General features: G+C 39.3%; 11 protein-coding genes and 2 riboswitches. Of the genes, 9 read left to right on the top strand and 2 right to left on the bottom strand.

The window, feature by feature from the left end; translation table 11 throughout:
* Positions 1 to 9: 9 nt before the first annotated feature.
* The 7 genes from ACLIBG_RS13290 (at position 10) to ACLIBG_RS13260 (ending at position 16,312) form a co-directional block, all read left to right on the top strand.
* Positions 10 to 1,122 carry an MBL fold metallo-hydrolase gene (locus ACLIBG_RS13290; protein ID WP_439313264.1) on the top strand — a complete coding sequence of 371 codons (1,113 nt, stop codon included), beginning with the start codon at positions 10 to 12 and terminating at the stop codon, positions 1,120 to 1,122.
* A gap of 51 nt (positions 1,123 to 1,173) precedes the next feature.
* Positions 1,174 to 1,401 (top strand): sulfurtransferase TusA family protein, encoded by a 228-nt coding sequence (locus ACLIBG_RS13285; protein WP_439313250.1) that lies wholly within the window; start codon positions 1,174 to 1,176, stop codon positions 1,399 to 1,401.
* A gap of 155 nt (positions 1,402 to 1,556) precedes the next feature.
* Positions 1,557 to 2,333, top strand: coding sequence for a sulfite exporter TauE/SafE family protein (locus ACLIBG_RS13280; RefSeq protein ID WP_439313249.1), 777 nt, complete (start codon positions 1,557 to 1,559; stop codon positions 2,331 to 2,333).
* A 107-nt stretch (positions 2,334 to 2,440) separates the two neighbouring features.
* The gene (locus tag ACLIBG_RS13275; protein ID WP_439313248.1) at positions 2,441 to 2,827 is read left to right on the top strand and encodes a DUF302 domain-containing protein; all 387 of its coding nucleotides are present in this window, start codon (positions 2,441 to 2,443) and stop codon (positions 2,825 to 2,827) included.
* 737 nt (positions 2,828 to 3,564) lie between these two features.
* Positions 3,565 to 13,284, top strand: coding sequence for a fibronectin type III domain-containing protein (locus ACLIBG_RS13270; protein WP_439313247.1), 9,720 nt, complete (start codon positions 3,565 to 3,567; stop codon positions 13,282 to 13,284).
* 468 nt (positions 13,285 to 13,752) lie between these two features.
* The gene (locus ACLIBG_RS13265; protein ID WP_439313246.1) at positions 13,753 to 14,532 is read left to right on the top strand and encodes a gluconate 2-dehydrogenase subunit 3 family protein; all 780 of its coding nucleotides are present in this window, start codon (positions 13,753 to 13,755) and stop codon (positions 14,530 to 14,532) included.
* Positions 14,533 to 14,545: 13 nt separating this feature from the next.
* A complete protein-coding gene (locus tag ACLIBG_RS13260) occupies positions 14,546 to 16,312 on the top strand; it encodes a GMC family oxidoreductase (RefSeq protein ID WP_439313245.1) in 1,767 nt (588 codons plus the stop codon).
* 264 nt (positions 16,313 to 16,576) lie between these two features.
* Here the strand turns inward: ACLIBG_RS13260 and ACLIBG_RS13255 are convergent, their stop codons facing one another.
* Entirely contained in the window at positions 16,577 to 18,847 is a 2,271-nt protein-coding gene (locus ACLIBG_RS13255) for an ATP-binding cassette domain-containing protein (RefSeq protein WP_439313244.1), read from the bottom strand.
* A gap of 437 nt (positions 18,848 to 19,284) precedes the next feature.
* Positions 19,285 to 19,399, top strand: a riboswitch (SAM riboswitch).
* Positions 19,400 to 19,480: 81 nt separating this feature from the next.
* A riboswitch (SAM riboswitch) is annotated at positions 19,481 to 19,594 on the top strand.
* Positions 19,595 to 20,031: 437 nt separating this feature from the next.
* Here ACLIBG_RS13255 and ACLIBG_RS13250 point away from each other — a divergent pair.
* Together ACLIBG_RS13250 and ACLIBG_RS13245 are read left to right on the top strand one after the other, a co-directional pair.
* Positions 20,032 to 21,096, top strand: coding sequence for a TRAP transporter substrate-binding protein (locus ACLIBG_RS13250; protein ID WP_439313243.1), 1,065 nt, complete (start codon positions 20,032 to 20,034; stop codon positions 21,094 to 21,096).
* Between the two features lie 101 nt (positions 21,097 to 21,197).
* A complete protein-coding gene (locus tag ACLIBG_RS13245; RefSeq protein WP_439313242.1) occupies positions 21,198 to 21,362 on the top strand; it encodes a TRAP transporter large permease subunit in 165 nt (54 codons plus the stop codon).
* 140 nt (positions 21,363 to 21,502) lie between these two features.
* Here ACLIBG_RS13245 and ACLIBG_RS13240 read toward each other — a convergent pair.
* A partial coding sequence (locus ACLIBG_RS13240) for a transposase (RefSeq protein WP_439313263.1) occupies positions 21,503 to 21,644 on the bottom strand: 142 nt, incomplete at its 5' end.

Raw genomic sequence — 21,644 nt, 5'->3', positions numbered from 1 at the left:
ATAAAAGCGATGACTGCGGGAGAGATAGCAAAAAAGATTATTAACAAAGAGTCGTTATTCATTTTAGATGTTCGAAATGAAGATGCTTTTTCAGATTGGAAGATCGAAGGGGAAAATGTGGTCCATTTAAACGTTCCTTACTTTGAAATGTTAGATGGTGTCGAAGAAATCTTAGATAAGCTTCCCACGGACAAACCTATTTTAGTTGCTTGTGCAAAAGAAGGTTCTGCCATCATGATTGCCGAAATGCTAGCGGAACAAGGGTTAGAAGTTTCCTATCTAATAGGTGGAATGAAATCTTGGAGTGAACATTTAGAGCCGATTAAAATTGGAAGTTTAAAGAATGGAGGGGAAATATACCAATTTGTGCGAATTGGTAAAGGCTGCTTATCGTATATGATTTTATCGGACGGAGAAGCGGCAATTATTGACCCAACACGCATGACTGATGTATTCCTTCATTTTGCAAAAGAAAAAGGCGTAACAATCAAGCATGTGCTTGATACACATTTACACGCTGATCACATTTCTGGTGGAAGACAAATTGCGGGAGCTACACAAGCGACGTATTGGTTGCCACCAAAAGATGCTGAAGAAGTGACGTTTGAATACGCTCCTTTAGAAGGTGGAAATGTCGTCACCATTGGAAACACAAAGATTGATATAAACGCGCTCTATTCACCGGGGCATACGATTGGTTCCACGTCTTTTATTGTTGACGATGCCTATCTATTAACAGGGGATATTTTATTTATTGATTCCATTGGTCGTCCGGATTTAGCCGGAGAAGCGGAAAATTGGGTAGCTGATCTAAGAGAAACTTTATATTCTCGTTACCGTGATCTGTCAGAGGAGCTCATAGTTTTGCCTGCACACTTTATGATTATAGAGGAACTTAATGATGATGGCTCTGTTGCTGAAAAACTCGGAACATTGTTTAGAAAGAATCATGGTTTGAATATTGAGAGTGATGCAGACTTTAAGCAAGTAGTGACTGAAAACTTACCGCCACAGCCAAATGCATTTCAAGATATTCGCCAAATGAATATGGGGAAAATAGATCTAGATGAGGAAAAACAAAGCGAAGTGGAAATAGGGCCAAATCGTTGTGCGATTCGATAAGCAGAAGAAGCTTGTGGAGTAATGAAATAAAATTACAGGAGGAATATGAAAATGGAAGTAAAAAAATATTTAGATGCAACAGGACTTGCATGTCCAATGCCGTTGGTTAGAACGAGAAAGGCGATCGCAGATATAAACGCTGGTGAAATTTTAGAAGTGCATACAACAGACGCAGGTTCAAAAAGCGATTTGACGGCTTGGGTAAAATCCGGAGGACATGAGTTGCTAAAAGAGAATGAAGAAGATGGCGTGATGAAATTTTGGATTAAAAAAGCATAAGTGCGTGTTCAAAGGGAGATCAAAGCGATTTTTAACGATCTTTTTGAACAACTTCATAAAATAGAATAGTTGTTTGGAACACATTAAAGTGGCTAGCTGAAACGGGTGTATGCCCTGAATTGCTAGCCCTTTTTTCAAAAGGAGGTGCGAATATAATGGAGTTTTGGCTTATTGTTTTGATTTTTTTCATTGGTTTTATTGGTTCTTATATTTCAGGAATGGTAGGAATCGGTGGCTCGATTATAAAATATCCGATGCTTTTATATATTCCACCTCTATTCGGTTTTGCAGCATTTACGGCACACGAAGTTTCCGGAATTAGTGCGGTGCAAGTGTTTTTTGCCACAATTGGCGGAGTCTGGGCATACCGAAAAGGTGGATATTTAAATAAAGTATTAATTACGTACATGGGGACAAGTATCTTGATTGGAAGTTTTATTGGTGGATACGGTTCAAAAATGCTAACAGAGGGAAGTATAAATTTAGTGTATGGTATTTTAGCACTAATTGCGGCGATCATGATGTTTATTCCCAAAAAAGGAGTAGATAATATTCCGCTTGATCAAGTGAAATTTAATAAATTTTTGGCAGTGGTATTTGCATTAATCGTCGGTGTTGGTGCAGGAATTGTTGGAGCTGCTGGAGCATTTCTTCTCGTTCCGATTATGTTGGTGGTGCTTAAAATCCCAACACGAATGACAATTGCTTCATCACTGGCAATTACGTTCATATCTTCTATTGGTACAACAATTGGGAAAGTAACAACAGGTCAAGTTGATTATTTTCCCGCTATAATTATGATTGTCGCAAGTCTTATCGCTGCGCCCTTAGGAGCAAAGGCCGGGAAAAAGATGAACACAAAAGCTTTACAAATTATTTTAGCTGTGCTAATTGCAACAACGGCCATAAAAGTGTGGTTGGATATTTTATAACACTGAATGGGTTTTTCCAGTTTTGAAAAAGTGAACAAAGCTCATGTGTTTTTAGAGCAATTATGATTAGAAAACAAATATAGTAAATACAATTAGGAGTTGATTAAATGTTTCACTATACGGTTGAAACGAATAAAACAATAGAAGATACGATTACATCGCTCGAAGAAAACTTAAGAAAAGATAAGTTCGGCGTACTCTGGCAATTTGATATTAAAGAAACATTGAAAGAAAAGGGAGTTGATTTTGATCAACCATATCATGTACTAGAGGTATGCAATCCACACGAAGCAAAGCATGTTTTATCACAAGATCCAATGGTAGGTTATTTCCTTCCTTGCAAAATGGTTGTTTATCAAGATGGAAATAAAACAAAAATAGGAATGCCAAGACCAACAGCATTAATGGAAATGATTCCTAATGAATCGGTTCAAAAAACGGCAAAAGATATTGAAAAACGACTGATCTATTGTATCGATAATAGTATTTCCTAGTTAAAAAACGGAAGCATAAGTTGCACAAGCAATTTAGAAAATATTTCATATAAGATAATGAAAATTAATTAATGCATAGGATCGAAATTAAATAAAAATAACTACAAAAAGGTGCTGGTAATGATTATTTTACCGCACCTTTTCTTAAAAAAAGTAAGTAAGTGTAAAAATTTGTTCTTAACTGTCTAGGACAAATGTTTCCGGTGGGACGAGCATTCACGCGCAGTCCCAGAATGTGGCGTTCTAGGCCTGCCCGCGCCCAGCCCCTCAAGGTCTTAAGCAATAACTCTTCGTGACAAAGTCCGCCACTACGATTTCTCGCTTAAGCTATGCCTGAGACTTACCAGAGCGCTTAGGCGTATCGAGAGCAACAAATTCATTTTTGATGGGCCGTTTTCCGACCCCCAGGAAATCTCCTGCTGTTAAAACTCCATAATGCCTTGTATTATTTTCTCAAAATACTTGTCTTACCACAAACCACTCATCTTTACTATTTTAAAACAATGACGTCTTGACATGAAACAATTATAAGTTCACTTTGCATATGCTGGCATTTAAAGTAATTAATTTAAAAAGAATCTATTGAACCGGGCAATTAGACCTATTTTTCAATACTTAACCTGGACTTAACCTTTGTTTGTTATTATTCTCGTAAATATTTTTTTAAAAGACAAATTTCTGCAATTTTTCAACTATTATATTTATACATAAATAATAGCATGAGGGGATGAGAGGGTTTGAATAATCATTTTTTTAATAAATTAACTTCTATTTTATTAATATTTTTATTGATTTTTGTGGATGCAGCTCCGCTTCTGTCTGCTGTACAAGCTTCAGCTGAGGAGGGGCAAAATTCTCCGTGGCCTGCAGATGCAAAGGTTGAACTCGTTGAAGCCGGGGAAACGAACCTGACGGTGAAGTGGCCGGCAGCAGAAGATGGTGTAAACTTACTTTCTTACAGAGTAACTGCTCTTGATGAGAGCGGGGAAGTTGTGGCAGAAGAAACGCTTTTTGAAGAAGAAAACCTGGTAAGAGAAGCAGTATTAACGGATCTTATCCCAAGAACAAATTATACAATTGAAGTGGTAATTATCGATTACAATGAATCACATGTCGGTCCTCCTTTAATCAAACAAAATATACAAACTTTAGCCGACAATGAGGCGCCAGTTTGGCCAGAAAATGCTGCATTAGACGTTACAGAGACAGGACAAGATTTCATTGTAGCTTCTTGGCCTGATGCGGAAGATAATGCTGGAATTGCAGCGTATGAATGGGAAGTTAGTCAAGAAGGTACAATCGTAGATAGTGGAGAGGTAACTGATACGAATGTGAGAGTTGAGAATCTACAAGCAGGAGCATCGTATACATTCCAAGTTGTTGCTAAAGACAGCAGTAGGAACCTTTCTGATGCATTAAAGAATGAAGGAATCAAAACCGCAGCTGTTCCTGGTGTACCCGAATGGCCTAGTGATGCGGAAATTATAGTGGCGGACGTAGGACCAGATTTCATTAATATACAGTGGCCAGACTTGGAATGGATTGATGGTCATAAAGATTTTCATTGGGAGCTTTTACAGGATGGGGTGAAAATTAAAGACGGTACGGCGAATTATGTTGTTTTTGGATCAGATGCCAAAGGTGGTACAACGATTGAGCAACTGGATCCAAGAACTACTTATACTTTTCGCGTCATTGCCGAAGATCATTCTGGAGGAGAGTCCAGAGCTCTTGAGGGGTCTGTTACCACTGCACATTACCCACCTAAATGGCCCAGTAATAGCGAATTAATTATTGATGACAAAGGAAGCAATTTCATCGAAGTGAGTTGGCCAGAGGTAGAAAACTCCGATAATAATACCGACAACCTGAAATATGAACTTAACATACGCACGGAATACAATTCGCAAAAAACAATCGTCCTACCTGCCGAGGAACAAAGCTATCGGTTTGAAGGGCTAGCTTGGAATACAAAATATACAATACAGGTAGTTGCTGTAAGTACGGAAAATAATATTGAACAAAAAAGTAATCCACTTAAAGAATCAGTAGAGACGGCAGATGATACGGATGAAACTAAGGAGATAACGACACAATTACTTCACAATACTAATATAGATCCTACAAAAGTGGCAAAGGCGATAAATGCACGCGTAAGCAGTGATGGTAAGTACATCGTTTTTCAGTCAGATGCTGCAGATGTTACCGACCAATCTGAAGAAGGTAAATCAGCTATCTATAGGGTGAACACTGAAACAGGTGATATACAGATGGTCAGTGTGGATGATGGTGGAAATGCCCTAAATAATTGTGGTTTTACAGAAATTTACGGTGATAGTGGGAGAGAAAATTTAAGTGGCAGTGTATATCCCGACGTGAGCGCGGATGGACGTTATGTCCTGTTTTTATCAAACTGTGAAAGCCTGGCAGAAGAAGGAAAGGTTAGCGATTTTAACGTTTTTGTACGGGATATGAAACAGGGAGTTACACAACAAGTCAACCGGTTTTCAACGGGAGAAGTTGTAAAAGATGGAAATACAATCGGGGTGAAGACCGCTCCAGTAATCAGTGATGATGGCAATCATGTGTTGTTTTCTTCTACAAGAAACAATGTGGTTGAAGGAAGTAATGATGATTGGATAGATAACTTATATGTTCGCGATTTGATGATGAACACGACGGTGCAAATCAGCGAAGCAACTAAAGGATCCTCTTTAGATCGTTATGCGATTCGATCTGTTTATGATATTAGTGCGGATGGACGTTTCATTACGTATGATGCCAGAGATAGTGATAGAAGCCGCGATGTTTTCAGTATCTATTTGTATGACCGGGATGTGAATGGAAATGGAATTTATGATGAAGCGGGAGACACTTCGAGGACCAATATTGTTAATGAAATGATTGCAAAAGAAGATTTAGATGAGAGTGGCTTCGGTTTTAATTTTAGCACTCACGATCAATTCACTAGCCCTACAATAAGCGCAGACGGCAATAAAATAGCCTTTAGATGGTACCGCTGGAAACGGGGAGGAATCATTCTCTACGACCGCACAGAAAAATCCTATCAAAAATTAATTGATCATCTTGATTCTCAAGATATGAGAACAAGTCGCATATCAAGTGTAGAATTAAGCCCGGATGGCAAATATCTCTTGTTAAACACTAAAGAGCCGTTTTTGCCGAGTGATACTGGTTGGGATAGCGATATATATGTAATGGATACACAAAAACATACGATGAATCATATCAGTCTGAACACGGATGGTTCAGAAGGGGACGGCGATAGTACAAATCCATCTATAAGTGGAGATGGTAAATTTGTTGTTTATCAATCAAATGCGACAAATCTTGTGGATAATCCACCCTCTCAAGTGGGTAACTATCTATACAGTACGTCCTTGTCCACATCAGTTGATGCGAGTGTACCGACATGGCCATCAAATGCACAACTAGTGAGTGAGGAAATTGGTAAGAGCTTCGTGCGCCTTAGTTGGTCTGCGGCACAGCATAGTCAGGGAATTAAAAATTATCGAATATATGCTATGGACGAAAATACTAGTACTAATGATGGTGTTGACCTTGGGGGTATCAATTTAGGAGGAATGAATCTGTTAGGGTCATTTGAAAAAGACCCGATAATAGGTGATGAAGAAGGCACGATTACAGATCCAATAGAATTCCCCGAACAGCGTGAGTTGCTTGCTGAAGTATCTGGACTTACATTAAGTCATACGGTAACTGGACTTGAAGCGGGAAAGACGTATACATTTGCGGTGGAAGCTGTTAATGCTAGTGGTGTAGAAACTGATGATGGTCCAACAGTGTTAGCTACAACAGAAAAGGCCGGTGGCACGGAAGCATCGTTATCCGCAACAGCACACCCTGGTGGCACGATTGATCTCATTTGGGATGGGGTGTCTGATGAAGATGTGACTGGGTATCGCATCCATCGTACAGGACCTGAAGGAAATGTAACAAAGATAGATGTTGAAGGTACAAAAAAACATTCATATACAGACGAAGATTTGGCAGCGGGAAGTGATTACACGTATCAAATATTCACTATAGATAAAAACGATGCTGAACAAGCATACTCAGTGGAAACAACTGTTACAACACCGGACTTGTTTCTTGACAAGGTGAATTGGGATGCAATAACAGCTACTTATAGCGAATTAATTTTGCCCGACCACGACTTCACGATCACCGCTACAGGTGAACCACACCGGAAAGTGACAGCAACTATACAGTATAAAACATACATGACGGCAGATGGATCTCTTGCAGGCGAAATGCATGAAGAAAGTACGGAGGTTACACTAAAAGAAGCGTCGGAACAACCGGGAACATATGAAGGAGCCTTTCCTATCGATACAGGTGTGGCGGAGATTACAGATGTTGAAGTGACAATAACAGATGAACTTGGTCATACCGTTTCTCAACCGCTGCAATCATTACCAATTACGATGGCATCATTACTTGACGTTAGCGTGACAGTGTCGAAAGATATATCAGATGAGTTTAGCGATATAAGACTGCTTGTCAAGAGTGATAAGGAAGGGGAAAGTAGTAAGGTATTCATTGGAAACGGAACATACGTCTTTACGAACCTTGTTCCTAGTAAGGATTACACAATTACTCTCTTGGGAGATAAAGATGGACATACCCAAGTTCTTGATAAGATAGAGTCTGTTCAAATAAGGGAAGGATCTGGGAACGAATGGGATATTGAACCAGAACTCCTTCCAACATCTATTGATATAAACGTTACTGATCCAGATGGGGACGCTTATAAATACAAGAGAGTGACAATGTACTTTGTTCAAGATGGTCGAGAGATAGGTAGTAAACGTCTTGATAAAGATGGAAATACCGATACTTGGTCTCTTGGCAATAGATCAACAAAAGAAGATATAGATGTTCGTATAGTTGTTGAAGCAAGCGAGCCATACATCCTAGAAAAGGAAAAAGTATTTGCAATAGAAGCAGGTTCAAATGATTTACAAATTACAATGGATAAAGCTCCATCAGGTCTATTATCTGGTGAACTATTAGGCGTGGAAGATACTGATTCGATAAAAGAAGTTAAAGTTCGCATTACGGGTATCGATAATTACTTGAATAAAGTAGAATCGGTAAATAACGATGGAAGTTTCGGTCCAATAGAATTACCAACAGGTGATTATGTAGTTACAACTAGATTAGATAACACCATTGAATTTGAAGAGAAAAATATAACCATAAAAGAAAATGAAGACTTAAATATTTCAATTTCAGCCCATTATTTACCACAATTAAACTTGCATGTGGTCGATGCAGAAGGAAATGATTATAAAAGTAAAAAAGTCACAATGTACACCCATCCTGAGGGGCAGTATGTAGGCACCGAATACTTGAATAGAAAAGGAAAAATTGATTCGTGGTATCTTAATAAAATGGATCCAGGGGAAAAGCAAAAGTACCGTCTTGTAGTTGATGGAGATAGACCATTTTTTCATAAAAAGGAAGAAATTATAGAAGTAGAAAAGATGGTAAATAACAAGCAACTCACGATGGACACCATTCCGTTGGGACAATTAACTGGTCAAGTACTGAACAAGGAAAAAAATGAACCGATTAATGGAGCGCGTTTGCAACTTATGGATGTGCACAGTGATTGGAATAAGGAGATTAAGGTAGATAATGAAGGCCGCTTTGGTTCCATGGACTTACCAGCGGGTGATTATGTTATTACAGGTAATTTGGATAATTCTATAGTCTTTGAAAAAAGGGATATTACGATTACAGGAAATGAAACAGTGGATATGACCATTGACGCGGACTATTTACAGCTTTACACAATACGTATTGGTGAAATTAAATCACGCTCGATCGGGGAAGATTGGACGACCGTTTCTGGAATTGATCGCGAAATGGCTTGGGGGTACGATTTTTCAGTTAAAATAGATGGTGACAACTACAATGTCTCTAAGAAAGCTGGTCGTCATACCTATCCAATTATTGTCTGGGCTAAAGAAGGGGACGATTTAGAAGCGTGTATTAATCCACGGGGGGATAGGCAGAGACACTGTGAAACAGAAACACTGGGAAGTACAACTGATTTAGATGTAGATTTTACGATTGATCAGCAGCCTAATTCCTTAATTACTGGGAATGTCAAACTGGCAAACGACCTACTGGCGAAAAAAGTTAGAGTAAAATTAAAGCAGAATGGGAAACACATAAGTTCTTCTCAGGAAAAGAATTTTGAGATACCTGTCGAAAATTCTGGAGATTACGAGTTGTCGATTACTGCGTATGACCATGCGTGGGGGTCTGGGGGAACTACCATTCCTGTGCACGTACAAGATGGGATTAAGACTGATCTCGGAACAATTGTAATCAATACAGAAGGAATCTTCAAGGGTAGATTAGTTTCGTTTCATGCACTTGAATCATTAACCAATAAGGGTGAGATGGTTACTTTTCGACTTGGCTATGGGCGTCCAGCACAGTCAATTGATGATGCAGTTCTATTGTTGGATATCCCTCAAGGCACAGAATTGGTGCCTGGAAATGTTAGCCATGATGGAAAAGCAATTGAACCAGTAGTAAAAGACAAAGTACTTGAAATACCGTTAGATAAAGATAAGGAAACTATACGATATTCTGTACAGGTAGATGATGATTTTGATCAAGATCTGGTCACAGCTGACGCACGTATTCGCTATACAGTTGATGGCGAACAAAAAGAAGAAGTATTAGGAACTGCCTCCGTACAAGTTGGAGCGGTTACAATCAATACCCCGACAGAAGTTGATAGTCCAACTATTGTTACACATGGACAAGCACCACCGAACAGTTTGGTGCAGGTAATGGATGGCCACCGAGTTCTGGCAACAACACAGGCTTCTTCCGCAGGATATTGGAAGGCGGAGGTCATATTATCAAGTGATCATTCACGGTCGTGGCATACGTTACAAGCAATTGTTGATGATCAGGAAAAAACAATATTTTCATCGTCTGTTGATGTCTTGTATGACCAAGAACAGCCTAAACTTGAAGAAGTATGGATACGTCAAGATTTCAATAACAGAGATGAATGGAATGGATCTTTCTTTCCAACATCATTAATTAATTCAATGAAAGAATTTCCGGAGTATACGAAGATTGATGTTCGGAATGGGGTTCCTAGAGTGCCAATGACCGGTATTGTAGGTGTTCCAATTGAAGTCAAATTAAAGTTTTCCCAGCCTGATCAGGTATCCAATGTTCAAGTATGGTTTGATGGAGATAACACTAATGAGAAGACAATTGCGACTAGAGAAGACGGTGATATGTATTATGCTCGAGTCGAAACGTTCCGAAACGGCACATGGGACTTTGGTGATTTATATGTAGATTACGATACGCCAGACAAGTACCCTAAATGGGCGGATAGTATACAGGTTGAGGAATCTTCTGTCGAAGTAAGTCAAGTAAAACAAGACGAGACAGAAGAAGATTCAAATTCTGGTTTCACGGGCTTCATACGCTCGATGTTCACGTCTAACCAGTCAGAAAGTGAACTTCATATATCGACTAAAAATAAATATACGATCGCAGACTGGGATAATGCGACAATTTCCATTGATGCTGATTTCATAACCGGGAAGACATTAGAATCATCTGGCACGGATAATGGGACGAATCCTGGTGGTGGTTACGACTTTGGAGATCAAATTGGAGACGGCGATTATGACGTAGAATGGATCGCAAGTGGAGGCACTTCGTTGGCGAATGTGAACACGACCATTCCGTTAGACGATTTTATTGCAGCGGATCGTTTTGCTCCGTGGTGGGATGATGATGCGGAGCTTGTTGCCAGCGAGATAGAGGCAAGTAGCCTTACGTTAGGTTGGTCGCCAGCGATGGATGATTTATGGGCGGAAACGTACAAGATTTATCAAGATAATGCTGAGATTGCAACTATTTCAGCTAGCGAACTAACATATAACGTAACAGGGTTAACGAGTGGCGAAACGTATACCTTCCAAGTCGAAGCGATTGACCCGGCTGGAAAAAGAACTAAAGGGCCGGAAATTGAGATTGTGATGGGTGAGACGGTAGGGCTAAGTAAAGAACTGTTTCAGCAATTTAACACCCTGGCTCATAGTATGGAACATGAAATTTCCAAACAATTTCGGACGAAGGCACATGCAGTAAGTAGTGCTGCTGTACAAGCAGGCATTAAAGTTGTGGGTCATGGATTAACCGTTACAGATGTGATTGGTTGGGAACAAGGTCGTGGAGGTATGTTTTCTGACATGGAGAACATAGAAGACATGCTTGATGGTCTTGGTGGTAGTAGTTGTCCTAGTAAAGGTAAGGCAAAAGTAGCCAAAGCTATGAAGAATGCCAAAACATCAGTTATTGCAGATATGACACTTAATACAGCAGGCCTCGCCGTTGGTTTAGGAGCTACAGCGACAGGAGTAGGAGCTCCAGCTGGTGCAGCGATTGCAGTAGCTACACTTGCCGGGGGAGCAATGTCAGGATTTATTAAGGAACAACAATTAGATGCAGCTAGAGAAGCCTACGATGAATATATGGCGCAAAATCCAGAGTGTAAGGAAGAAAAAGAAGAAAAAGAGAAAGAAGAAAAGGAAGAAGAAGATGAAGAAAGAGAAGACGAGGAAAAGGAGCCACGGGTAAAACCAGCTTGGAAACTTGACCCTAGTGGATATGTATATGAAGTACATGAAGGTAATCGTGTCCAAGGAGTTACTACCACTGTTCTGTTCCGTGAAGGTCCAGAAGATGACTGGGAAGTCTGGGATGCTGAATGGTGGGGAGAAGTGAACCCACAGACGACAGATGTATTTGGTCAGTATGGGTGGGATGTACCGAAAGGCCAATGGCAAGTTGTCTATGAAAAAGATGGTTATGAAACTACTTACAGTGATGTTTTAGATGTTCCGCCACCACATTTTGATGTCAATGTACCAATAACGACTACACAAGCGCCGGAAGTAGGTCGTGTGAGTTCTTACATTGGCGGTGGGAACGATGAAGAAGATCAAGGCATTGAGATTCAATTTGATCAATACATTAAGACAGATACCATATCTAATTCGGCTTATCGTATCCTTAACACAGAAGACGGTAGCCAAGTAACTGGAGAAATGACATTTGTTGATTCAGTCACTGACCTAGATGGCAATAAGGTTACTGATACACTCCGGTTTATTCCTGATAAGGACATGGTTTTGGGTGGAGAATTTGAGGTTATCCTACGCAGTCTCATCAAAAATTATGCCGGAATTTCAATGGAGGATGAGTATTCCACAACAGTGACTGTGGAAGCAGCACCAAAGATTGATAAAGTGCATGCGCTCCGTGATAGAACCGTTGCAGTCGGAACTGAAAAAGGAGCTATTGATCTACCTAAGGAAATTCTTGTGACTTTAAGCGATGACCGTACAGAAGTTGTAGATGTTGCTTGGGATAGTGGCATACCGCCATATGATAAGGACGAAGCGGGACAATATATCTTTACAGGAACATTAACAATGCCATCTGGTATCGCCAATCCTGATGGGATTCAAGCAAGTATAGCAGTTACAGTGGAAGCACCAAATGTAGTTGATGATAATGAGAACCCTGGCGATGGCGGCGAGGAACCAGAGGATGGAACTAATCCGGATCCAGGTGACGGGGCAGATCCAGACCCTGGCGATGAAGGCGAGGGTTCGGAAGATGGTGCTAATCCTGATTCTAGTGATCCAAGTGATGGTATTAATAAGGTAGTAGCTCCGGGTGAAACAGTGGACGTGTCAGCTGGTCACATCATTCAAATTAAAGGAACAGAAAATGTGATCACGATGCCTAAAGACCTTCCGGAAGGTACGAAAATTACAGTGAAGTTGTTAGGTGATAAATTAGAGAATTTAGATGGGTTCATCCTTGCTGGTCTAGGAATAGAAGTTAATGTCCAATTTCCGAGTAGTTACAAGGGAGAAACAGAACATTTCACCTTAACAATGAACTACGACAATGAGACATATTCTGCCGATCAAGTGGATATTTATTACTTTAACGAAGATACGAAAGAATGGGAGGAACAGAATGGGGATGTAAATGAAGAAAAAGGAGTTATTACACTTAAAGTTCCGCATTTCTCTAAGTATGCTGTACTTGCTAAAGTGAATAACGACAAAGAAGGATCTCAGGGTAATGAAGACACAGCAAATCCGAAAAATCCTGGTCAAGATGATGGTTCTGGAAAAGAGGATGAATCTCCAGGAGACGTAAATACAGATTCTAATTCCGATGGTAAAAGTCCAGCATTGGATGATGCCAATCAAGATAAAGATGGCGATAAGCTACCAGGAACCGCAACTAATATATTTAACTGGATAGTACTCGGAGTGTTCCTTCTACTAGTTGGAGTGATTCTTATAATACGAAAAAGAAAAAATGATCGTAAAGCATAGCTAGTACTAATTGCGACCTTTCACTTCTTTGATTCGTGATGGGCGTATATGAATAGGAAAACAAAAAAATTATAGTGCTACTATCAAGTATATGATAAACCTTATCCATTCGTGGGTAAGGTTTTTCTATTGCGTTTAAGTTTTAAGGATCCGTTGATGTTAAGTTTTTAAAATTGTTTTTAATGATATATCGCTAATCTATGTCTTATTCTTTGCTATCCATTAATACACCGTCATAAAGTGTGTTTCTATGTGTTTTCCTCTGAATAGAAAACGTGCATACTTACAAATTCACTATGTGTCACTTAATTTCTAAACCTGATAAAACGAGTTTTTAAACCATTAACACAATGAAATAACAAGACCCCTATGCATAGTTAGAGAAAAACATTACATAATAGGAATAAACAGGAACACTATAAGTCATTTAAATGAATGCGCGCAATAAAGATGAAGGAGGAAAAGAGAATGAGTGGTAAAGGAGATAAAGAAGGCAAAACGACTACTAATGATCCATCTGCAACTTATGATCACAGTCGTCGTAAATTTATTAAAAACTCAGGTTTGGTCGTTGGCGGCCTAGCGGGTGGGTCTCTACTTGGAGGACTATTCACAAATCAATTTATGACAGAAACTGCGCCAAAAGATGTTAAGGATAGTAAAGCATATACAGAAGCACGTATGTTTTTTACAAGATATGAGGATTTTGTAGTTCTAGAACAAGCTACGGAGCGTATTTTTCCTAAAAACGATAGTGGCCCGGGTGCGATTGAACTAGGTGTTCCTTACTTTATTGATAAACAAATGGCCGGTACATGGGGGATAAATGGCAATGAATACAGATATGGTCCATTTATGGGTGCAGAAGCAACCGTAGACCAATCGAGTTTAACTAGAGGGCAAATCATGATATCGGGAATAAGGAAAATGAATCAACTAAGCCACAAACGGTTTGACGCTTCATTTGATAAGGTCGAAGAAAGTCAACAAATTGAAATTTTAGAGGATTTTTCAAAAGGTAAAGTGCAAATGGACGGCGTGAACTCCGGTAGTTTTTTTAGTTTACTTCGGACATTAACAATAGAGGGGGTCTATTCTGATCCATTATACGGCGGTAATCGTAACATGGCAGGCTGGAAAATGAAAGAGTACCCAGGTGCCGTAGCTTCTTATACGGACATTATTGAAAGTGATGAATTTGTTAAAAAAGATCCGGTTAGTTTAACAGATTATCAACAAAAAACTTAAAGGGGCTAGTACAATGGTGAAAAAATTAGACAAAGTGGATGTAGTAATTGTTGGAAGTGGTTGGGCTGGTGGGATACCGGCTGCGGAATTATCCAAAGCGGGATATCAAGTTGTATGTTTGGAACGTGGAAAAGATCGAAGTACAGTAGACTTCGTCGGTTCAAAAGATGAACTGCGCTACACGCGCCGCCATGAACTAGCTCAGGATTTATCCAAACAAGCGCTGACATTCAGAAATACTGTGGACCAAAAAGCGAGTCCAATTCGGATGCACTATGGGTACCCCATTTTTGATGAAGGTACAGGAGGTACATCGGTGCACTGGTCCGGGTGGTCTTACCGTTGGCTTCCATTCGACTTTGAAATTCGTAGTAAAATTATAGAAAAATATGGAGAAGATAGAATTCCCGAAGATATGACGATTCAAGATTGGGGTATCACTTATGATGAACTGGAAGCTTATTATGATAAATGGGAAAAGACAGCGGGAATTTCGGATGAAGTAAATCCGCTTGGACCAAAGCGCTCTGATGAATACCCCAATCCCCCAATGAAAGAGTCGCCAAGTATACGAATGTTCCAAGATGCAGCCAAAGAACTTGGCTATCACCCATTTCGTATGCCTTCTGCAACGATATCACAGCAATATGAAAACCCAGACGGTGAAACAATAAACGCTTGTGTTTACTGTGCTTTTTGTTCGATGTATGGGTGTGATTTTGGTGCTAAAGCAGACCCGATAGTCACTGTACTTAAAACTGCTAGAAAGACAGGTAATTTTGAGTTGCGAAATAACGCTAATGTGAGACGGGTGCTGCACGATGGAAAAAAGGCTACAGGCGTTTTATATATAGATCCACAAACTCGTCAGGAGTATGAACAGCCTGCCGATCTTGTCGTACTTGGTGCGTTCTTTTCAGGAAATACACGGTTAATGATGTTGTCGGAAATTGGAGAACAATTTGATCCAAAAACCGGAAAAGGTGTTATCGGAAAAAATTACACTTCTCATTATACAGCTCTAGGAGGCAACTCAGCTACAGGCTTCTTTGAAGATAAGAAATTTAACACTTTTGCAGGGGCAGGAGCATTAGGTGCGGTATTAGATGATTTTAATGGTGACAATATAGATAATAGTAAAACAGACTTTTTGCATGGTTTTAATCTCAGCATCTTTCAAGACGGTGCCGGAGCAATTGCAAATAACCGTGTCCCCTCGGGTACCCCTCTTTGGGGAAATGAATTCAAAGAAAAGTCCTTGCACTATGCCTATCGTCATTTAACGGTTAGTGGTATGCAAGGTACTTTACCGCGTCAACATAACTATATGGATTTAGATCCTACCTATAAAGATGCATATGGAGATCCTCTTCTTAGAATTACAGCTAAGGTTACCGATCAGGAATTGAATATGGCTAAACAAATAAGTGAAAAGGCTAAAGAAATTATGGAGAAGATGGGAGCAGATATCGTAGATGTTCCAGAAGTATCCGATGCGGCGGAGATAAGTAGCGCTAGTATAAACACACACTCAGCTGGAGGGGTCATTATGGGTGATGATCCGGAAACTTCAGCTGTAAATAACTATTCACAGGTATGGGATATGGAAAACTTATTTGTAGTAGGGGGGTCATCTTTCCCGCACTTCGGCAATTCTAATCCAACCGAAACGATTGGAGCTTTTGCTTATCGAGCTGCAGAAGGTATGATTGAATATCTTAAAAACGACGGCGGATTATTAGTCGAAGGAGGTCGAAGCAAAAAAACGTATATTGTGTAAAATAATAGTAAAATATTGATGTTAATCTATATTAGATTTCCGAGTTTGCTGAAAAGGTTTGTTGGTCCTTAACAATTTGCCTTAAAAATGGTTGGAAAAGGAAGAACTCGTTGGAGCAAAAACTGACATGACGCCATTCCTGTTAAAGGGAACGGCGTTATTTTATGTAGGTCAGAATTTGTCGTTTCCTGAGTGTAATAGGACGACCTTGCAATAACGCTGTTAAGGAGGTCAGTTAGTACTAAGGAAGATAATTCAAATAAGTTATTCTGAAACTCCCTTCCATAACCATTTCGCTGTCAAGGTTTCCTTATTTAACATTTCTTCTGGTGTACCTTCAAATATAATAGTTCCACCTTTTTTTCCACCACCTGGACCCAACTCTATTACCCAGTCGCTCGATGCTATAAAGTCTAGATTGTGTTCGATTATTATAACGGAATTACCTCTGTTTACAAGGTTTTGAAATACATCTAAAAGTTTTCCATTATCTTTTGCGTGCAGTCCCAACGATGGTTCGTCTAATAGGTAGATTTCTCCTTCCGTTTGTAAGTGGTTGGCAAGTTTTAGGCGCTGGACTTCTCCTCCACTGAGAGAACTTGTCGTCTGTCCTAAAGTTAAATACCCTAAGCCTACGTCTTGTAGCGTATTCACTCCCCTTATAATTTTATGTTTAGTAAAATAGTTTATCGTCTCGTTTATCGTTAACTCTAAAATATCGACTATATTTTTACCCTGATATTGATATGACCGTGCTTCGTCTGAATATCTCGTACCATTACATGCTTCACAGGAGATTGTAACGGGATCAGCAAATGCTACATCTGGTGTTGTAATTCCTTTGCCTTTACAGATAGGACAAGCTCCTAAAGAGTTAAAGCTGAATAACCCGGCTGGTTGTCCGGTTTCTTTTGCAAATATGGAACGAATATCATCCATTATTCCCATATATGTAGCCATTGTCGAACGGGTAGAAATTCCGATGCTGCCTTGTCCAACTTGAATCGTGTTTGGATATTTTTCCGGAAATGCTTCTAACATTAAGGAACTTTTACCTGAACCGGAAACCCCACATACCGTAACAAGGGCGTTTTTAGGGATTGAAACGCTTATATTTTTTAAGTTATGGTTACTTGCTCTTTCTATTGTAAAATAACTTTCTATATCCCTTGGATTTTTGTTGATTTCTAGCTTATTGTTTAAGGTTGTTGCAGCTTTAGAGTTTTTTAATCCCGACAATTTTCCTTGATAGACAACTTCACCACCATCTACACCTGCGCCCGGACCCATTTCTATTATTTCATCCGCTACTTTTATTATTGATAGATCATGTTCGATGACAATGACGGTATTATGGTGGGCTTTTATCCGTTGCAGCATCTGGATTAACATGCCTACTTCTTCCGGGTGGAGTCCAGCACTAGGCTCATCGAAAATGTATGTCATATTGTTCAAACTGCTCCCTAAATGACGAGCGATTTTTACCCTTTGTGCTTCTCCACCGGACAAGGTATTCATTTTTCGTGATAGGCTCAAATATCCTAACCCCATGTCAACGAGCTGATTGACATGCGGGATTGCTTGTCGTGCGATCGACTCCCCTGGCGGTTCTTTTATCCTTGTAAGTTGCTCTAGTAATTCTGTTAGTTCCAATTGATTGTATTCAGCGATATTTAAGCCGCTAATTCTACATTCTAATACTTTAGGATTTAGGCCAGATCCTTGACAGGTCGGGCATAAGGCATGTGTTGAAAAAGTCAAGACGTCCTCTTGGGAAATTTGTTTTAGCTTTGAAACATCTCTGTTTATATAGAGGCGTGTAAATCTAGGCAATAACCCGTCCCACTCATGAGGTTGCGGGCCGTTTTTTGTATGAAAAGGCGCAAAGACTCTTTCACCTTCTGGGGGACCATATATTAAGAGGTGGAATTTTTCTTCCGGGTAGTCTTTTATCCGTTTATCCGGATCAAATAATCCGCCGGTAATCATCCATCTGCCTTGCCAACCTGAAGGTGACAGTGGCTTAAATTGTACCGCATAATCCCGGAGTGATTTATCGAAATCGATCAGTTTATTTACATCCGGCGCGATCACCCTCCCATACCCGGTACATTTTGGACATCGGCCAAATGAACTTTGACTGGAAAAATCGGTAGCAGCATCTATTGGTGGATTTCCTATTCGTGAGAACAAAAGTCTAATCAAAGGATTGATATCCATATAGGTGCCAATTGTTGAACGAGAATTTCCACCTACAGGTCTTTGCTCTACTACGACAACAGGGCTTAAGTTTTGCATTAGACCGGCATGAGGTCTTTCGTATCTTGGCATTTGATTTCTAACATAGAGAGGATAGTTCAACGTCATTTGTCTTCTGCTTTCTGTTGCTAATGTATCAAAAACAACTGAACTCTTTCCTGAGCCTGAAAGACCAGTAAATACACTAATTTTTTCTTTCGGTATGTTTAAATCTATACTTTTTAAATTATTTTCTTTTAGTTCTCTTAAAATGATTTCATCTTTTATTTCAGACATATAATTCACTTCCTCAATTTTTTGTCTCGGTTTTCTAGCTTACAAATAGATTGCAAAGATATAACGCAGTATCCCTAATATTAAAGGATTTCCTGTTTTTAAAAACGTAAACCCATCTTCGCTCATGCTCTCCTTTAATAATCTAGCCCAATTTTAGCATACTGTTCGATTGTCACGCACTATACTCTCTGCGAAAGAGACTATTGTCATCTGTTTTTGAATTGATACGAGGAAAATGTATTTAGAAGGCGAATATACCGAATCAAAATATATGGGTGAATAGAAATAATGTATCCGTGGTCACACCCATTACAAAGCCACCTATACAAGTAAAATCGGTCCATACGTGGTTGTTTTGTTGACCAACTTGACAAGCGCGAATTGCTGTGATAAATTATTATCTGTTGAACAAATTAAACCATAATAAATTTAATAATATCTTATCAAGAGTGGTGGAAGGACTGGCCTGATGACACCCGGCAACCATTAAGTTAGTTTACTAGCTTAAAAGGTGCTAAATCCAGCTAAGCAAATTGCTTAGGAAGATAAGAGGTAATATACATGCGTCTAACACCTCTCTTTCTTCCAAGAGAGGTGTTTTTAATTATTATTATGGACAATTAAATAAGGTATTTCTTATTAAGAGAAGTGGAGGGACTGGCCCGATGAAGCTCGGCAACCATTAAGTTAGTTTACTAGCTTAAAAAGGTGCTAAATCCTACGGGAGATTTTTCCGGGAGATGAGAAGAGAATGTTGTGGGAGCTCTCTTCTTATGGAAGGGGGTTTTTTATTTAGCAGATAAGAAAGTATATAACTTTCTTACTGCATAAGTGCAACTAAGGCTTTCGCCATAAAGGCTTGGCGACAAGCCAAGCTTTCTAAGGGGGTCAGAAAGTATAAAGTTTTGCGCATAGCTGTCTAGCTTCGACGTACAGGATGTTCTAGTGCAGGCGACGCCACAGGACGTGGCGATCTAAGCCTGCCAGCCCAGCCCCTCGAGGTCTTAAGCAATAACTCTTCGTGGCAAAAACCGCCACTACGATTTCTTGCTTAAGCTTGTCGGGGCTGACCAGGGCGCTTGCGCTTTTCTTAGGAGGAATGACATGAACCAATAAAAATGTGCAGCATAAGACATCTGCCAATGGTAGAAAACAAATAATAATATTAGGTGAGGAGCTTTTATATGAATTTTAAAAAATTATTTCTCTTGGTATCATTTATTTTATTAACGGTTGTAGTTGTAGCATGCGGAAAGTCGGAAGATACAGATACAGCAGGTGCTTCTGAAGGAGACAGTAATACAAATGCAAGTGAAAATGGAGAAGCAGTAACGATTAAATTGGCCCATGTTACGAGAGAGGATACAGCCTATGCAATAGGGGTTGAAAAATTTAGTGAATTAGTAGAGGAAAAAACAGATGGAGAAGTAAAAGTGGAAATATTTCCAAATGGCACTTTAGGATCTAATACAGAACTTCTTGAACAATTACAGCAAGGTACTATTGGTGCTATGGTTCCTTCAGTCGCTATTTTAAGTGGATTTACAAATAAAACGTTACTTTTAGACTTACCATACTTATTTAAAAGCGAAGAAGCAGCTGAAGAAATATTAGATGGTCCTATTGGTGATGAAATTCTTCAAAGTGTAGAAAAAGATGGAATTATTGGGCTTGCTTGGTTTAACCAAGGGTGGAGACACCTTTTCACAACAGACACCCCTGTTTATAAGCCAGAAGACTTGAAAGGACAAAAAATTAGAATACTAGAAACACCGGTGCATGTTGATTTTATGAAAGCATTTGATGCATCAGGCACAAACGTTGCGTTTACTGAACTATTTACTGCACTAGAGCAAGGCACTGTAGATGGGGCAGAAAATCCATATACAAACATTGTTTTAAATGGATATAATGAAGTAGCGCCCTATATTACAGAAACAAGACATCTCTACGATCCATTACCAGTACTTATTTCCAAGGTTGTTTGGGATCAAATGAATGAAGAACAACAAGAACAAGTAAGGGAAGCAGCATATGAGGCACGTGACTTTGAAAGAGACCTGATTAGAGAATCTGAAGAAGAAATTAAACAAGAAATTATTGATAGTGGTGAGAATGAAATTATTGAATTAACGGATGAGGAACGGGAGGCATTCGCTGAAAAGGCTAGAACGATTTATGAAAAGTGGGAGCCGGAAATTGGTGGGGATATACTCCAACGCGTCCTCGATGCTCAAAAAGATATGTAATAGAATAAGGCAATTTATTCTATAGTAGAAGGCGGAATCATTATTTCGCCTTCATTTTCTTTAATTAACGAATAGTTAGTTAAGCATGTTTATCGATTTAGTTGACACCCCCTGTTGTCATGAACCTATTCGCAGCGCATTGTATATCCAATGTATCAATTGAACGATTGACTATAAAGTTTTTTCCAATGATCGTAGTCCTATTAATCTGCTTGATACTATTCATCTTTTTTTCGCAAATTGTTTTCACTGAATTTATTAGGTAGGTTAACAGGTGGGCAATGTTTGCTATTTCCGTAGTTTTTATGAATTTGTCCGTAAAATAAGGGCTCTTTGTCAAATAGTGTTGGTGGCTGAATTAAGGTCGCTAAAATATTAATGATTCGGGATCTGTTAATCTTGCCGCTTAAGCGACAGGATTAACAGATTCTTTTTGTTGGTTTACAATTGCTTTTAACTTGAAATGAAGCATAATTCTATTTTTAAAGTTATTAAAGTTTTGGTAGCCATATGCAACTCGATTTAATACTTTGATTTTATTATTAATG

This window comes from Virgibacillus sp. W0181, from assembly GCF_051846915.1.
GTDB lineage: Bacteria > Bacillota > Bacilli > Bacillales > Amphibacillaceae > JBPYCR01.
This window is presented reverse-complemented; position numbering and strand designations above follow the sequence as displayed.

Bases quoted from the DNA above. Each gene is read 5' to 3' on its own strand.
- ACLIBG_RS13290 (WP_439313264.1), top strand. From the start codon at position 10: ATGACTGCGGGAGAGATAGCAAAAAAGATTATTAACAAAGAGTCGTTA.
- ACLIBG_RS13285 (WP_439313250.1), top strand. From the start codon at position 1,174: ATGGAAGTAAAAAAATATTTAGATGCAACAGGACTTGCATGTCCAATG.
- ACLIBG_RS13280 (WP_439313249.1), top strand. From the start codon at position 1,557: ATGGAGTTTTGGCTTATTGTTTTGATTTTTTTCATTGGTTTTATTGGT.
- ACLIBG_RS13275 (WP_439313248.1), top strand. From the start codon at position 2,441: ATGTTTCACTATACGGTTGAAACGAATAAAACAATAGAAGATACGATT.
- ACLIBG_RS13265 (WP_439313246.1), top strand. From the start codon at position 13,753: ATGAGTGGTAAAGGAGATAAAGAAGGCAAAACGACTACTAATGATCCA.
- ACLIBG_RS13260 (WP_439313245.1), top strand. From the start codon at position 14,546: ATGGTGAAAAAATTAGACAAAGTGGATGTAGTAATTGTTGGAAGTGGT.
- ACLIBG_RS13255 (WP_439313244.1), bottom strand. From the start codon at position 18,847: ATGTCTGAAATAAAAGATGAAATCATTTTAAGAGAACTAAAAGAAAAT.
- ACLIBG_RS13250 (WP_439313243.1), top strand. From the start codon at position 20,032: ATGAATTTTAAAAAATTATTTCTCTTGGTATCATTTATTTTATTAACG.